General features: G+C 37.7%; 18 protein-coding genes. 7 read left to right on the forward strand and 11 right to left on the reverse strand.

Going from position 1 to position 15,516, the window contains the following annotated elements; translation table 11 throughout:
- Positions 1-3: 3 nt before the first annotated feature.
- The 3 genes from AO058_RS03725 (at position 4) to trxA (ending at position 5,108) form a co-directional block, all read left to right on the forward strand.
- Entirely contained in the window at positions 4-3,165 is a 3,162-nt protein-coding gene (locus AO058_RS03725) for an efflux RND transporter permease subunit (protein ID WP_057480987.1), read from the forward strand.
- A 2-nt stretch (positions 3,166-3,167) separates the two neighbouring features.
- Positions 3,168-4,574, forward strand: coding sequence for an efflux transporter outer membrane subunit (locus AO058_RS03730; RefSeq protein WP_075325301.1), 1,407 nt, complete (start codon positions 3,168-3,170; stop codon positions 4,572-4,574).
- A 234-nt stretch (positions 4,575-4,808) separates the two neighbouring features.
- A complete protein-coding gene (gene trxA, locus AO058_RS03735; RefSeq protein WP_075325302.1) occupies positions 4,809-5,108 on the forward strand; it encodes a thioredoxin in 300 nt (99 codons plus the stop codon).
- Between the two features lie 44 nt (positions 5,109-5,152).
- Here the strand turns inward: trxA and AO058_RS03740 are convergent, their stop codons facing one another.
- The 6 genes from AO058_RS03740 to AO058_RS03765 all read right to left on the reverse strand — a co-directional run bounded on the left by AO058_RS03740 (position 5,153) and on the right by AO058_RS03765 (position 7,642).
- A complete protein-coding gene (locus AO058_RS03740; RefSeq protein WP_075325303.1) occupies positions 5,153-5,434 on the reverse strand; it encodes a GNAT family N-acetyltransferase in 282 nt (93 codons plus the stop codon).
- A gap of 30 nt (positions 5,435-5,464) precedes the next feature.
- Positions 5,465-5,965 (reverse strand): YciI family protein, encoded by a 501-nt coding sequence (locus AO058_RS03745; RefSeq protein ID WP_075325304.1) that lies wholly within the window; start codon positions 5,963-5,965, stop codon positions 5,465-5,467.
- An 8-nt stretch (positions 5,966-5,973) separates the two neighbouring features.
- Positions 5,974-6,441 carry a CYTH domain-containing protein gene (locus AO058_RS03750; protein WP_075325305.1) on the reverse strand — a complete coding sequence of 156 codons (468 nt, stop codon included), beginning with the start codon at positions 6,439-6,441 and terminating at the stop codon, positions 5,974-5,976.
- Positions 6,442-7,107 carry an NAD(P)H-binding protein gene (locus AO058_RS03755; RefSeq protein ID WP_075325306.1) on the reverse strand — a complete coding sequence of 222 codons (666 nt, stop codon included), beginning with the start codon at positions 7,105-7,107 and terminating at the stop codon, positions 6,442-6,444. It abuts the gene before it with no gap.
- A gap of 143 nt (positions 7,108-7,250) precedes the next feature.
- Positions 7,251-7,412, reverse strand: coding sequence for a hypothetical protein (locus tag AO058_RS18620; RefSeq protein WP_232228886.1), 162 nt, complete (start codon positions 7,410-7,412; stop codon positions 7,251-7,253).
- The gene (locus tag AO058_RS03765; protein WP_075325307.1) at positions 7,403-7,642 is read right to left on the reverse strand and encodes a hypothetical protein; all 240 of its coding nucleotides are present in this window, start codon (positions 7,640-7,642) and stop codon (positions 7,403-7,405) included. Before AO058_RS03765 ends, AO058_RS18620 begins: the two co-directional genes overlap by 10 nt.
- A gap of 162 nt (positions 7,643-7,804) precedes the next feature.
- Here AO058_RS03765 and dinB point away from each other — a divergent pair, with 162 nt between their 5' ends.
- Positions 7,805-8,866 carry a DNA polymerase IV gene (gene dinB / locus AO058_RS03770; protein WP_442974484.1) on the forward strand — a complete coding sequence of 354 codons (1,062 nt, stop codon included), beginning with the start codon at positions 7,805-7,807 and terminating at the stop codon, positions 8,864-8,866.
- Positions 8,867-8,923: 57 nt separating this feature from the next.
- On the opposite strand, the gene pyk is transcribed toward dinB, so the two are convergent.
- The 5 genes from pyk to AO058_RS03795 form a co-directional block, all read right to left on the reverse strand.
- Positions 8,924-10,354: a pyruvate kinase gene (gene pyk / locus AO058_RS03775; protein ID WP_075325309.1), complete on the reverse strand. Its 1,431-nt coding sequence runs from the start codon at positions 10,352-10,354 to the stop codon at positions 8,924-8,926.
- Entirely contained in the window at positions 10,354-10,842 is a 489-nt protein-coding gene (locus AO058_RS03780; RefSeq protein WP_075325310.1) for an IPExxxVDY family protein, read from the reverse strand. Before AO058_RS03780 ends, pyk begins: the two co-directional genes overlap by 1 nt.
- 113 nt (positions 10,843-10,955) lie before the next feature.
- Positions 10,956-11,687, reverse strand: coding sequence for a ribonuclease III (rnc, locus tag AO058_RS03785; protein WP_075325311.1), 732 nt, complete (start codon positions 11,685-11,687; stop codon positions 10,956-10,958).
- A gap of 9 nt (positions 11,688-11,696) precedes the next feature.
- Positions 11,697-12,950 carry a beta-ketoacyl-ACP synthase II gene (fabF, locus tag AO058_RS03790; RefSeq protein WP_075325312.1) on the reverse strand — a complete coding sequence of 418 codons (1,254 nt, stop codon included), beginning with the start codon at positions 12,948-12,950 and terminating at the stop codon, positions 11,697-11,699.
- Positions 12,951-12,966: 16 nt separating this feature from the next.
- Complete coding sequence (locus tag AO058_RS03795; protein ID WP_013069791.1) at positions 12,967-13,203, reverse strand: acyl carrier protein; 237 nt, start codon at positions 13,201-13,203, stop codon at positions 12,967-12,969.
- A gap of 148 nt (positions 13,204-13,351) precedes the next feature.
- Here AO058_RS03795 and purN point away from each other — a divergent pair, with 148 nt between their 5' ends.
- The 3 genes from purN to AO058_RS03810 all read left to right on the forward strand — a co-directional run bounded on the left by purN (position 13,352) and on the right by AO058_RS03810 (position 15,514).
- Positions 13,352-13,951 (forward strand): phosphoribosylglycinamide formyltransferase, encoded by a 600-nt coding sequence (gene purN / locus AO058_RS03800; protein WP_075325313.1) that lies wholly within the window; start codon positions 13,352-13,354, stop codon positions 13,949-13,951.
- A complete protein-coding gene (gene rnhA / locus AO058_RS03805; RefSeq protein WP_075325314.1) occupies positions 13,951-14,418 on the forward strand; it encodes a ribonuclease HI in 468 nt (155 codons plus the stop codon). The genes purN and rnhA overlap by 1 nt, the downstream gene beginning before the upstream one ends.
- A 172-nt stretch (positions 14,419-14,590) precedes the next feature.
- On the forward strand, positions 14,591-15,514 hold the full coding sequence (locus AO058_RS03810; RefSeq protein ID WP_075325315.1) for a PfkB family carbohydrate kinase: 924 nt from the start codon (positions 14,591-14,593) through the stop codon (positions 15,512-15,514).
- The last annotated feature ends 2 nt before the right edge of the window (positions 15,515-15,516 follow it).

Raw genomic sequence — 15,516 nt, forward strand, 5'->3', positions numbered from 1 at the left:
AAGATGCTAAAGAAATTTATAGAAAGACCGGTATTATCTACGGTCGTTTCCATTATAATTGTGGTATTGGGTGTGTTGGGAATTTCAACACTGCCTGTAACGCAGTATCCAGATATTGCCCCTCCAACGGTTCAGGTTTCGGCTAATTTCCCGGGGGCAAATGCTCAAACAGTACTGGAGAGTGTAATTATTCCCATTGAAGAGCAAATAAACGGGGTTGAGGGAATGGATTATATTACCTCTACTGCCAGTAACAACGGTAGTGCCAGTATACAGGTATTTTTTGACCAGGGAGTAGATCCAGATATTGCCGCGGTAAACGTTCAAAACCGTGTGGCACGTGCTACACCTTTACTGCCGCAGGAAGTAACCCAATCTGGGGTAACCACGCAAAAAGAACAAACCAGTGCATTGATGTTCTTTACCGTGGTTTCAGACAACGAAGAATATGACGCAACTTTTATTCAGAATTACCTGAATATTAACGTGATTCCAGAATTACAGCGTATTAACGGGGTTGGGAACGTAAATGTATTTGGCGCCAAGAAATATGCGATGCGAATCTGGCTTCAGCCTGAAAAATTAGCGGCTTATAATTTAATCCCTTCAGATGTTATTGGAGCCATTAATGAGCAAAGTCAGGAAGCTGCTGCGGGATCTTTAGGTCAAAATAATGCTGAAGCTTTTGAATATGTACTGCGTTATAGCGGAAGATACCAGGACGAAGATCAATACCGAAATATTATTATTAAAGCCCTTGATAATGGGCAATACCTAAGGTTAGACGATGTTGCAGAAGTTGAACTGGATGCCGAAGGTTATAATGTTATTGGATATACCAATGGTAAGCCAGGAGTGAATATGGCTGTTTACCAAACGCCAGGTTCTAATGCCCAGGAAATTATTGAAAATATTCACCAGAAGCTGGACGAAATGGAAGAAGATTTTCCAACCGGGCTTTCGGTATATATAAATTTTGATACCAACGAATTTCTTACCGCTTCTATAGATAAAGTGATTTTAACGCTTATTGAAGCGTTTATACTGGTATTTATTGTAGTTTTTATATTTCTTCAGGATTTTAGGTCTACCCTTATTCCTGCCATTGCGGTACCGGTTTCCATAATTGGTACATTCTTTTTCTTAAACCTGTTTGGGTACTCTATAAACTTACTAACGCTATTTGCGCTGGTACTGGCTATTGGTATTGTAGTAGATGATGCTATTGTAGTAGTAGAAGCCGTACATGCAAAAATGGAAGAAGGAGCTAAAGATGCCATAAGCGGTACAAGAAAAGCGATGGACGAAATTACCGGGGCGATTATTTCTATTACGCTGGTAATGGGAGCGGTATTTATTCCCGTAACTTTTATCACGGGACCCACAGGAGTTTTCTATGAACAATTTGGGGTGACTTTAATTGTAGCTATTGCAATATCTGCAGTTAATGCTTTAACTTTAAGTCCTGCGCTTTGTGCCATTTTCTTAAAACCACATCGTGAAGACGAAGAACATAAGAAAAAGAATTTTTTACAGCGCTTCTTTAGTTCGTTTAATACCGCTTTTAAAGTAACTACTGACAAGTATGTGAATTCCCTTTCATTTTTAAGTAAACATAAGTGGATTACAGGGCTAATCCTTGTAGCTGCGGTACTTGCTATATTTTGGGGAGCTAAGACTACTCCAACCGGTTTTGTACCAGATGAAGACCGCGGAATATTATTTGTAAATGTTGAATTACCTGCCGGTGCTTCTTTAGACAGAACCGTGGGAATTACTTCAGAATTAGAGAAAAAAGCACAACAAATAGAAGGTGTACAGGGTGTTTCTTTAGTAAATGGTTATAGTTTAATTGGTGGAGCAGGTAGTAACTATGCACTTGGTTTTATTAAATTAGACGACTGGAGTGAACGTGAAGAAGATCACCTATCGGTAGAATCTATCCAGGGACAATTATTTCAAATTGGCGCTTCATTTTCTGATGCTGAAATGCTATTCTTTTCTCCTCCCAGTATTCCAGGTTTTGGAGTTTCAGGGGGATTTGAAGCTAAATTGTTAGATAGATCAGGTGGTAGTTTCCAGGAACTGGATACCCAAACCCAAAATTATATTGCAGCGCTTTCCCAAAGACCGGAAATTCAGTATGCACAAAGTTCTTTCAACACAAATTATCCGCAGTATGAAATGGATTTAAATATTCCGAAAGCTAAAGAAGCAGGCGTGGATATTTCTACCATCTTCTCAACATTACAAGGGTATATTGGAAGTATTTACGCAGCAGATTTCTCTAGATTTGGTAAACAATATCGTGTGTATGTTCAGGCTTTACCTGAAGATCGCGCCGGCACCGACGATTTAAATTCTCTATTTGTAAGAAATTCCCAGGGAGAAATGGCGCCTTTAAGTGAATTTGTAAGCTTAAAACGGGTTTATGGTCCGCAATCGGTAACCAGGTTTAACCTGTTTAACTCGGCAACTATAAACGGTGCCCCGGCTCCGGGATATTCTTCTGGAGATGCTATTGCAGCAGTACAAGAAGTAAGTGCAGAATCACTACCCTCTAATTTTAGCGTAGATTATAGCGGACTTACCAGGGAAGAAGTTTCAGCAGGTTCACAGACTACTTTTATCTTGATTTTAAGTATTCTGTTTGTTTACTTCATTCTTTCAGCTCAATATGAAAGCTACCTTATTCCTTTCGCAGTGCTACTTTCATTGCCGGTTGGGGTAATGGGCTCTTACCTGGTAACTAAATTCACAGGGCTTCAGGCAAATATTTATTTCCAAATTGCTTTAATAATGCTGCTGGGGCTGCTGGCTAAGAACGCAATTCTTATTGTAGAGTTTGCCATGCAACGAAGGCAGGCAGGCCTTTCTATTGTAGATGCTGCCTTAGAGGGTGCAAGAGTGCGGTTAAGACCTATTTTAATGACCTCTTTTGCCTTTATTATTGGTTTACTTCCTTTGGTTTTTGCCGGTGGTACAGGTGCTGCAGGTAACCGCTCTATAGGTACGGGAGCTGTTGGAGGTTTATTAGTTGGTACCATATTGGGAGTTTTTATTATTCCAATTCTTTATATCATTTTCCAACATTTACAGGAAAAAATAACCGGGATACCAGAAGCAGCTAAAACAGAAAACAAATCAATTTCTGAAAAAGAATAACAATGAGAAAGAACAGTATATATAAACTTTTGCTTGGGGGAGCCTTACCATTTTTATTGGTTTCCTGTTTTGCAGCCAAAGATTACGAACGTCCTGAAATAGAAGAGATTTCTGAAGAATTGTATAGAACAGATAATCTTCCGCAGGATTCCTTAAATATGGCCACTATTTCCTGGACCGAAATTTTTACCGATCCTATTCTGAAAAACCATATTGAAGAAGGCCTGGAGAATAATATAGATATACGCATTGCCATACAGCAAATGTTGGCAGCCGAAGCTTATGTAAAACAAGGGAAAGCGAGTTATTTCCCTACCCTAAGTGCAGGGCCGGCCGTAAATCATCAAATCTTATCTCCTAACAGCCAGTTTGGTTCTTTCTTTGACGGAAGTATTACCCAATACGACGTTACCGGAAATCTTTCCTGGGAAGCTGATATTTGGGGAAAAATAAGAAGTAACGATCGTGCTTTTACCGCAGCTTATCTACAAAGTGAAGCTGCTCATAAAGCGGTAAAGACTCAGCTTATTTCCAATATTGCTAATAATTATTATCAATTACTAAGCCTGGACGAGCAACTTAGAATTGCAAAAGAAACCCTGGAAACCAGGAAAAGCAGCCTGGAAACTACAATGGCCCTTAAAGATGCCGGAAATGTAACTGAAGTTGGTGTACAACAAACCAAAGCGCAGTTGCATACAGCCGAGGCTTTAGTAGTGCAGCTTGAAAACCAAATTCGCTTGCTGGAAAATTCATTTTCCATTCTACTGGGCGCAGGGCCACAGGAAATAGAACGAACTGATTTATCACAACAAAATATTGTAAGTCCGTTGAATACAGGAGTGCCCTCACAACTCCTAAGAAATAGGCCAGATGTGATTGCCGCCGAGTACGGATTAATTAATGCTTTTGAACTTACTAATGCGGCTCGCGCTAACTTCTATCCTTCGCTTACATTAACCGCTTCAGGTGGTTTTCAAAGTTTAGAACTGGATAAATTATTAAATGCCAATTCCCTTTTTGCTAATTTGGGTGCTTCGCTTTTGCAGCCAATTGTTAATAAGCGGCAAATAAGAACCCAGTACGAAGTTTCGCAGGCACAACAAGAAGAAGCTTTACTAAACTTTAAACAAGCCATTTTAGTGGCCGGCAGGGAAGTTTCAGATGCACTTTCTAATTACCAGGCAAGTACCGAACGCATAGATATTCTTGAGAATGAATATGAAGCTTACAATAAGGCTTCAGGCTATTCAGAAGAATTATTGAATAACGGTCTTATAAATTACCTGGAAGTATTAACCGCAAGGGAAAATGCTTTAAATTCTCAGCTAAACCTTATAAATGCTGAATACAATAAATTGAATTCCATCGTAAATCTTTATAAAGCCCTTGGTGGAGGCTGGCAATAAATTGTGTTGAATTTGTTTTGTTAATTGTTGAATAAACAGCTCCAGAATTAAATTTTGGGGCTGTTTTTTTGTTGAGATTGAAATTTAATTTCGACTAAGCCAGTACACTACCTGGAGCAAGCCCACGGGACTTTTTGTAAGAAAAATAGTTTGATTTGAGGCAAACCTCGTAGCATTTAAATCTCGATTATCGAGTAAATTCAGTAACTTTAAGAAAGCTTAAATTTTATTAAAATGAAAAGTAGTTTTAGTGATATTATAAAAGATGAAAAACCTGTTCTAGTTGATTTTTATGCTGACTGGTGTGGCCCTTGCAAAACACTGGCGCCAATTTTAAAAGACGTAAAGGCCGAATTGGGCGATGGCGTAAAAATTGTAAAGATAGATGTAGATAAAAACCAGGAATTGGCGGGAAAATACCAGGTGCGCGGTGTTCCCACAATGATGCTATTTAAAAATGGCCAGCAACTTTGGAGACAATCTGGAGTTTTACAAAAAGCTGAAATTGTAAATATTATTAATTCTAATTCCTAATAGAAACCTAAAGCTGGGAAGCAATGTATGTTTTTGAAATTATTTTAAGCTAAAACCTTCTGAAATTCGGGTTCTTTTTCTATCACACTTTTTGCAAAAGGACATAGCGGAATCACCTTCAGCTTATTTTCTTTTGCAAAATCTACAGTAGCTTTTATTAATTTCTTGCCTATACCTTGGCCTTTAAAATCGGGGTCAACTTCGGTATGGTCTATTATAAACTTGCTTCGGCCTGCCCAGGTATATTCTACTTTCCCGGCAATTTTTTCATTTTCCAAAGCTTGAAAAAAGCCCTTCTTAATTTCATCAACTTGTTCAATCTTCATAATTCAAATTTTTAAGAATTTTGTCTGGATTTAATCGAGTTTTCCACCCTTTGCGGTCCACCAGGGATGAACTTCAACTTTTAATCTACCGGCTTTTACCATAGGATCCTGTTTTGCCAAACTATCGGCTTCTTGCTGCGTAGCCGTATTATAAACCGCAATTCCACGAATATCCCCGTCATCACCAAAGGGGCCAATTAAGCTTGCGTAGCCTTCTTGTGCCATTTTGCTTAAATAAGCCAGGTGTTCCTTTTGCAGTTTTGCCGCTTCAGTAGAATCCTGGTTGCGGTTTTCTCCCTTTTTCAAAAAAACCATATAATATTGCTGCATCAAATAAGTGCTGTCGCCCTCTTTGTAGGTAAAAGTTTGATAACCTTTTTCATTTAAATGTTTCGCAATAGAATCTATATTGGTTTTGGGCTTTTTCTTCTCAACTTTCTCTGGCCCGGGAATACCTCGCTCCTGTTCTGGAATATCTTTACAGGAAAGTATTAAAAACGGAAAAACGAGTATATAAATTAATTTCTTCATATTAAATTTTACCAGTTTTTATACGGGTTCTTGCTTAATTGTGAATTATAATATTTTATATCTCCGGTTACTTCTTCTCCCAGCCAATTGGGTTTCTTAAAGGTATCGGTTTCAGAATTCAATTCTATTTCTGCTACGGTTAAACCTTCATTTTCAGCGTGAAATTCATCAATTTCAAAAACAAAATCACCGCCTTTCACCAAATAGCGGGTTTTTTCTATAACTCCAGGTTCACAAAGTCCAAATAGCGCTTCGGCTTCCTTTATATCAATTTCCTTTTCCCATTCAAAACGTGTAAGTCCGTTTTTTGAAGATTTCCCTTTAATAGTAAGAAAAGCATTATCGCCGGTAATTCTTAAGCGCACTGTACGTTCGGGATCGGTGTTTAAAAATCCTTGTTTTATGCTGAAATTCTTAAATGATTCCTTTTTAAAATCTTCTGAAAGTACAAGGTATTTACGTTCAATTTCCTGCATTTAATTATTGTGTGCTATATTTTTAATTTCATCTGAAGGAATTCTTTCTACGTCCAATTCGGGCTTATTAGCAATGGCTACCATAGCCCTGGCAATACTTTCAGCCGAAATAGACTTGTATTTACGTAAAGTTCCCAGGAAAAACGGATTTATAAAATTGAGCATTACTTTTCCAACTTTTTCAAAGCTTCGGCTTTCCTTCCGCTCACCAGTAATAAGTGAAGGTTGTAAGATATAGGTATTCTTAATTTCCTGCTCTAATACCTCTTTCTCCATTTTCCCCTTAATACGGTTATAAAACACCCTGCTTTTGGGATTCGCTCCAAGTGCCGAAACTACCAGAAATGTATCTATATTATTTGCTTTACAAAGCCTGGCCGCTGTCACAGGAATTCCGCGATCAATTTTGGTGTACGTATTGTGATCTGGGGTCTTCTTTTTGGTGGTACCCACACAACAAAAAACCTCATCGGCGGTAAATTTGTCTTTATATTCCTCCAGTTTAAAAAGATCTATTAAATGTTCTTCGATTTTAGGATGTTTTTTTTCTACTGAATTTCTCGAGAAAAGTTTGATTTTCCCATACCTGTCGTCTTCAAGTAATTGCTGTAGTAACATTCCTCCGGTTAGGCCGGTAGCTCCTAAAATTATTGCTGTTTTTGGCATATATTATTTATTAATGAACCGGTCTTTTTCTGGTTCCTCTAAAATTAATTATTTCGATTCTTTGTTTCTCTTTATTTTCTCTATAAACTATATAATTATTTTTATCTATCAAAGCTTTAAAAAGCTTAGGGTTTTGCGTGGACTTAGGAAACAAATTCTGGGTTTAAAATGATGATTTGAATAACTATTTTAAGTTTTTCTTCCAGTTTAAATATTTCTTTTTCAGTCCAATTTTCTTCCAAATATTCCAGCACTCTCTGCAAACCTGTCTTTGCAGTCTCTGTCCAAAAGATCTCTAATGCCATTTTTTAAACATTCGCATAACATCTTCATTAGCTAACACCTTATCGTTATTGGCATCCTCTAAGCCTTTTTGAATAGCAGCTTTCTCAATGTCGCTAAGCTTATCCCACAAATCACCTTTTTTTTGCTTTTTATAAGTTTCAGCCACTTCTGCTATAAGATGAAGTAATTCTTCATCAGCTTCCTGAACGTAAGCCAAAACCCGTTGCTTAAGCTCCTTCTCTTTCTTCATTTTTTTTAATTGATTTTTATAAAGTTACGATTTTTAAATTTCTGAAGTTGAAAGATTTTATAACAGGTTTGGGAAATAAATAGCTTTCCAGACAACTTGAAGTTTCTTTAACTTTGTAAAGTGAACCAAAACCTTCCTCTTCGAAAAATCATTCATATAGATATGGATGCGTTCTATGCTTCGGTAGAACAACTGGATAATCCCGAATTACGCGGTAAGGCGATTGCTGTGGGCGGAAGTTCGCAAAGAGGTGTAGTTAGCGCGGCAAGTTATGAAGCGCGAAAATATGGCGTTAAAAGCGCTATGAGTAGCATAATTGCCAAACGCAATTGCCCGCATCTAATCTTTGTAAAAACCCGTTTTGACCGTTACCGGGAGATTTCACAACAAATAAGGGAGATCTTTTATGAATATACAGACCTGGTAGAGCCACTTTCTTTAGATGAAGCTTACCTGGACGTAACCGAGAATAAAAAAGGAAATCCCAGTGCAAGCCTAATTGCAAAAGAAATACGGGAGAAAATTAAGGAGAAAACAGGATTAAATGCCTCGGCAGGAATTTCTATCAATAAATTTATCGCAAAGATTGCCAGTGATTTTAATAAACCTAACGGACAAAAAACTGTAAATCCTGAAGAAGTAGAAGCTTTTTTGGAAGTTTTAGACATCAGGAAATTTCATGGAGTAGGTAAAGTGACTGCTGAAAAAATGTATATGCTGGGTATTTTTACCGGGAAAGACCTTAAAAAGAAATCTCAAGAATATTTAATCGAAAAATTCGGGAAAAGCGGTGCGCATTATTACAACGTGGTTCGCGGTATACATTTGAGCGAAGTAAAACCAAACCGAATAAGAAAATCTCTTGGTGCCGAACGCACTTTTAATGAAAATATCTCTTCGGAAATTTTTATGCTGGAAAGGCTGGAAAACATTGCCGAAGAAATAGAACGTCGGCTCAAAAAAAGCAAGGTTGCTGGTAAAACGGTGACCCTAAAAATTAAGTATAGCGATTTTACCCTGCAGACTCGCAGTAAAACTATTTCGTTCTATATCTCCAGTAAAGAATTAATTCTTGAAAATGCAAAGGAGTTATTATACCAGGAAAAAATGAAGAATTCCGTACGACTTTTGGGAATTTCTCTTTCCAACCTAAATACCGATAAAAGCGAAAAGAAACCGGAAGAAGAGAAAAAAGTTGAAGTACAGCTAAAGTTTGAATTTTAAACAAAAAAAAACCCCAAATAGAGTGTATTCGGGGCTTGAAGTATAAATATTATTAGATTATTCTATTTCTGAAATCCTTAGCGTATTTACCATACCTTTTTCACCAATTGGCATCGCAGCCAGGTTAATGGTATAATCCCCCACCTCTACAAAAGATTTCTCTTTTGCAATGCGGTTAATATCTTCTATAGTTTCGTCTGTACTTACAAATTTATCGTAATGGAAAGCTTTAACACCCCATAACAAACTAAGTTGTGAAAGAATTCTATTATTAGAAGTATACACTAAAATATGCGCTTCAGGCCTCCAAGCAGAGATTTGGAAAGCTGTGTACCCGCTATTGGTTAAGGTACAAATTGCTTTGGCCTTAATTTCGTTAGCCATATGGGCCGCGTGATAACAAACAGATTTGGTAATATAACGCTTGGTACGTACATGCGGCGGATCGTGGGGAACTTTAATTAATGGTGAGTTTTCAACACTCTCCAAAATTTGTGTCATCTTTTGAATCACCTGCACTGGGTACTGCCCTACTGAAGTTTCTCCACTAAGCATTACCGCATCGGCACCATCCATAACTGAGTTCGCTACGTCATTAACTTCGGCTCTTGTTGGCGTAAGGCTGGTAATCATCGTCTCCATCATTTGAGTAGCGATTATTACCGGAATTCTTGCTTTCTTGGCCGTTAAAACTAATTTCTTTTGAATAAGTGGAACTTCCTGCGCAGGAATTTCTACTCCTAAATCTCCACGAGCCACCATTAAACCATCACAGTAGGCCACAATCTTATCAATATTGGCTACACCTTCCGGTTTTTCGATTTTGGCTATAATTGGGATTTTATATTCGCTGTGCTTTTTAATTAAATCCTGAAGTTCTTTTAAATCTTCCGCGTGACGCACAAAAGAAAGAGCCATCCAGTCCACCTGCATTTCACAGGCAAAAATCGCATCTTTTACATCCTTTTCAGTTAAAGCAGGAAGCGAAATATTAGTATTTGGAAGGTTTACACCTTTCTTAGACTTTAAAGGTCCACCCTGGATTACCCGGGTTTTAACCTCATCTTTTTTATTTGTACTTACTACTTCAAAAATAAGTTTACCATCGTCTAAAAGAATACGCTCTCCCGCAGCTACATCTTGCGGAAAAGTTTCATAATTCATATAAACGCGTTCTGCGGTTCCTTTAAATTCTTTTCCGGTAGCAAAAATAATTTCATCACCTTCTGAAACTACCACTTCGTCTTTCATCACTCCTACCCGAAGTTTAGGACCCTGTAAATCTCCAAGAATTGCGGCATTGTAGCCTTTTTCTTTGTTCAGGTCTCTAATCATGTTAATGCGTTCTTTTACATCGTCATAATTAGCGTGGGAAAAATTAACTCTAAAAACGTTTACTCCGGCCTGGAGCATTTTATCTAAGGTTTCTTTGGAACTCGTTGCCGGGCCTAGGGTTGCAACGATTTTAGTCTTCTTATTTGTTGGCATTATTCAAAAATTAAATTTTGTTTAGATTTTAATAAATCTGTGTCAATTTTATAAACTGCTATTACCTGCGGTATCTGGCTTATGGCATTAACAAGTAAATTGAGGTCTTTTTGATTTAGCTCCTCATCTATTTTAAGAAAGAAATCTACCTTTTTATACTCAGGCACCAGGTTTACCTGTAAGGGTCTAACTTCTTCTTCTTCAAATAAAGAACCCGAGCTTAATATCTTTTTTGGTTCTCCTTTAAACTTATTGGCCACAAGGTGATAAGACCTGAAATTCGCCAGATCTTTAAAGGTATAATGGGCGTAGAAAGCTTCTACCGATTTATGGTTGAAGTCTATATCCCTGCGTTCTCTTTTTAATTGAAGTTTAAGATGCTTATTTAATAAATAGGCCATCTTATATTCTTCTAAATCACCATATAGTGCTATTAAGCCAAAATCATCTTCCTCTACATCCTCAAGCAGCATTTTATGAGATTGCATAGCTTTTAATTTAAGGTTAAAGATAAGATAAGATTGAGAAAAATGAAGGTTTATCGTACCAAAACTTCGTATTTATCTACGAAAACGTTATAGTTTGCACTAATTTCATAATTTTATGTGATTTTATTTTGAAGTGCATAATAAGCCCGTTTTGCTGTTTTTTCTTCGGCCTTCTTTTTTGAGGTTGCCCTTGCCTTGGCAACAACTTTATCATCTAACCTCAATTTTACAGCAAAATGCTTTATTTCATCGTTCCCGGTATCTTCATAAACTTCAAAGTCGAATTCCCGTTTTTCTTTTTGACACCACTCAATAAACAGACTTTTATAACTTATTACCTGGCCTTCTAATTGTTCTATATCTACATAAGGATCTATCACTCTTTCGTAAATAAAACGCTTACAATATTTATAACCGCGGTCTAGATATATTGCGCCAATTAATGCTTCAAATAAATTGCCGTGAATATTTGCTCCAAATTGATCTTTGGGAATATTAGTTTGAACGTGGTCTATAAGTTTCAGGTCTTTACCAAGCTCATTTAAATGCTTTCGGCTAACTACTTTAGAACGCATTTTGGTAAGATAACCCTCATTTCCGCCAGGAACTGCTTTAAAAAGGTGGGAAGCTATTACAGCGCTTAACATGGCGTCTCCCAGGAACTCCAGGCGTTCAAAACTCACCGCATTTCCCTTTTCATCTTTAATATTTAAAGAACGGTGGGTAAAGGCTTTGCGGTAGTGAAGAATATTCTTGGGCTTAAATCCCAGAATTTTATATAAAACGGAAAAAAAATTCCCGCCTTTATCAGAACGGGAATTTAATATATTTCGAAGAACGCCCATAATTAAAGGTTATTCATCAAATCTTTTAAATAATAAACAAGCGTTGTGACCTCCAAATCCAAACGTGTTGCTCATTACCACCTTTACATCACGTTTTTGGGCCTTATTAAGAGTAAGGTTTAATTCAGGATCAATATTTTCATCTTTATGTTCGTGGTTAATAGTAGGTGGTACTATTCCATGTTTCATAGACAAAATTGCAGAAATTGCTTCTACAGCTCCTGCAGCACCAAGCAAATGCCCGGTCATTGATTTTGTTGAATTAATATTAATTGTTTTGGCGTGTTCACCAAAAACCTTACTTATCGCTTTTAATTCGGCTACGTCTCCTAATGGAGTAGAAGTTCCGTGCGTATTAATGGCGTCTACATCTTCGGGTTTCATTTCTGCATTTCGAAGACAGTTTTCCATAACCGCAACAACTCCGTTTCCTTCAGGATGTGGTGCCGTCATATGGTAAGCATCAGAAGATAATCCTCCTCCAAGTACTTCAGCATAAATTTTAGCTCCTCTGGCTTTGGCATGTTCATATTCTTCAAGAATAAGTGTACCGGCACCTTCCCCTAACACAAATCCGTCTCGAGTAGCATCAAAAGGTCTTGATGCCGTTTCGGGGTTATCGTTTTGTGTAGAAAGGGCGTGCATAGCATTAAAACCACCCATACCAGCCATGGTTACCGCAGCTTCCGAACCTCCGGAAACAATAATATCACTATGTCCCAGCCTAATATTATTTAATGCATCTATCATAGCATTTGCTGCAGATGCACAAGCTGAAACGGTAGTATAATTTGCTCCCATAAACCCATGACGAATAGAAATATTACCCGGGGCAATATCCGCAATCATCTTAGGGATAAAGAAAGGATTAAACCTTGGTGTACCATCTCCCGTCGCGAAGTTTATCACTTCGTTCTGAAAAGTTTCCAATCCGCCAATTCCGGCCCCCCATATTACACCAACACGGTACTTGTTTACAGTCTCCAGGTTGATGCCGGAATCTTTTATTGCTTCATCTGAAGCTACAATGGCATATTGGGCAAACCTGTCCAGTCTTCTTACTTCCTTACGGTCAAAGAAATCGAGTGGATCAAAATTTTTGAGTTCACAAGCGAATTTGGTTTTGAATTTTTCAGTATCGAAATAGGTAATAGGTGCACCACCACTTTTTCCGGCTACCAAAGCCTCCCAATATTCTTCAATATTGTTACCAATGGGGGTTAGGGCTCCCAAGCCCGTTACTACAACTCGCTTCAACTCCATATGGTCTATACTCTTTTTATTTTTTTGCGTCTTCAATATAAGAAATTGCCTGACCTACTGTGGCAATGTTCTCAGCCTGGTCATCAGGAATCTGGATATCGAATTCTTTTTCGAATTCCATGATCAATTCCACAGTGTCCAATGAATCAGCACCCAGATCGTTTGTGAAGCTTGCTTCGTTTACAACCTCGTTCTCGTCAACACCTAACTTGTCAACGATAATCGCTTTTACTCTTGATGCAATGTCTGACATAATACTTTTATTTTAATTTTGATTAGGTGGCAAAAATAAAAAACTTTATTTTAAAACCGATTTTTACTTTAAAAATGTGATCGTAATTTACATAAATTTAGTTGAAAGGACTTAATTTTACATTCTAATAATTGTTAACAAGCTTATTTTGAGCAATCCAACCCATACCCTACAAAAAAAAATAGTTGTCTTTGCTTCCGGCTCGGGAACCAACGCCGAAAATATCATTAAATTTTTTCAGAAACAGCCCAATGCCAGTGTGGTAGCGGTTTTCTCGAACAAAAGATCGGCTAAAGTGCTAAAAAGAGCACACGATCTCAATGTTAAAGCGCTTCATTTTGACCGGGATGCACTCTATAATAGTTACGATGTTCTGCATATTTTAGAAGATATAAATCCAGATTTAATTGTTTTAGCAGGATTTATGTGGATTTTCCCCGAAGACATTTTAAAACGTTTTCCTAATAAGATTGTAAACATACATCCGGCACTACTTCCAAAATATGGCGGTAAAGGAATGTATGGAATGCATGTGCACGAAGCTATAATTCAAAATAAGGAAAAAGAAAGCGGGATTAGCATTCATTATGTAAATGAAAATTATGATGAAGGCGAAATAATCTTTCAGGCGAAAACAGATATTTCAGAAGAAGACACTCCCGAAAGTCTTGCAGAAAAAATTCATAAGCTGGAGTACAAACATTTTCCAGAAATCCTTCAGCAATTACTTCAAAAGAAATCACAATAGTGCAAACAACCCAGGTACACATTTATACCGATGGCGCCGCGAGAGGAAACCCCGGCCCCGGCGGTTACGGCATTGTAATGGAATGGGTAGGAAAAGCCTACCGCAAAGAATTTTCAAAAGGTTTTAAACACACCACTAATAACAGGATGGAATTGCTGGCAGTAATTGAAGCTTTAAAAAAGCTGAAAAAGCCCGGAGTTTCTGCTATAGTTTTTACCGATTCAAAATATGTTGCAGATGCGGTTAATAAAAAATGGGTGTTTGGCTGGGAAAAGAAAAATTTTAAAGATCGAAAGAATGGGGATCTCTGGATAGAATTTCTAAAAGAAATACGCAAACATAATGTAAGCTTTAGGTGGATAAAGGGACATAATGAGCATCCGCAAAACGAACGCTGCGACGCTTTGGCGGTAGCCGCCTCAAAAGAAAAAAGACTTCTAATTGATGAAGGTTTTCAACAAAATTGAACGGAATTAATCTTTAAGTAGTGTATTCGAGATGAACCATAAAGGCATTATTACTATTATATCCTGGTTTCGAGACAAAACGTACAATATTTAAATCTCGATTATCGAGTAATTTTGATTGAGCCCTTGAAAAACAAACTGTATATTTGCAGCACAATTTTTAAACCATTTTATGAGTAAATTACTGATTGTAGGCACTGTAGCCTTTGATGCTATTGAAACCCCTTTTGGGAAAACCGATAAAATTCTTGGAGGTGCAGGCACCTATATTGGGCTTTCAGCTTCGCAGTTTAATGTAGACAGCGCCGTGGTATCTATTGTTGGAGACGATTTTCCACAAAAATACCTGGACCTGCTTACCAGAAACAATATAAATATAGATGGAATTGAAGTGGTTTCCGGCGGAAAAACCTTCTTTTGGAGCGGCCGTTACCATAACGATTTAAATTCCAGAGATACCTTAGACACCCAATTAAACGTACTGGCCGATTTTAATCCGGTAGTACCAAATGCTTATAAAGATGCTGAAATTGTGATGTTGGGCAACCTGCATCCTTTGGTGCAACTTAGCGTTTTAGAACAAATTGAATCTCCAAAACTCGCCATTTTAGATACTATGAACTTCTGGATGGATAACGCCCTGGAAGATTTAATGAAAGTAATTGCCAAAGTAGATGTGATCACCATTAACGATGAAGAGGCAAGGCAACTTTCTGGCGAATATTCTTTAGCCAAAGCTGCTAAAAAGATTGCTACAATGGGCCCAAAATATGTAGTGATTAAAAAAGGAGAACACGGCGCTTTATTATTTCACGAAGAGCAGGTGTTCTTTGCGCCCGCCCTTCCATTAGAAGAAGTTTTTGATCCAACCGGTGCCGGCGATACTTTTGCAGGTGGTTTTGCAGGTTATCTTGCAAAAACCGGAGATATTAGCTTTGAAAATATGAAAAACGCCATTATATACGGCTCTAATCTCGCATCTTTTTGCGTAGAAAAATTTGGAACCGAGAGGATGGAGGAACTTTCAGGCGAGGAAGTAAATTCGCGCCTCGCAGAGTTTAAGAAATTAACTCAATTTGAAATAGCATTAACCTAAAC

The organism is Salegentibacter sp. T436 (assembly GCF_001932675.1).
Taxonomy (GTDB): Bacteria; Bacteroidota; Bacteroidia; order Flavobacteriales; family Flavobacteriaceae; genus Salegentibacter; species Salegentibacter agarivorans.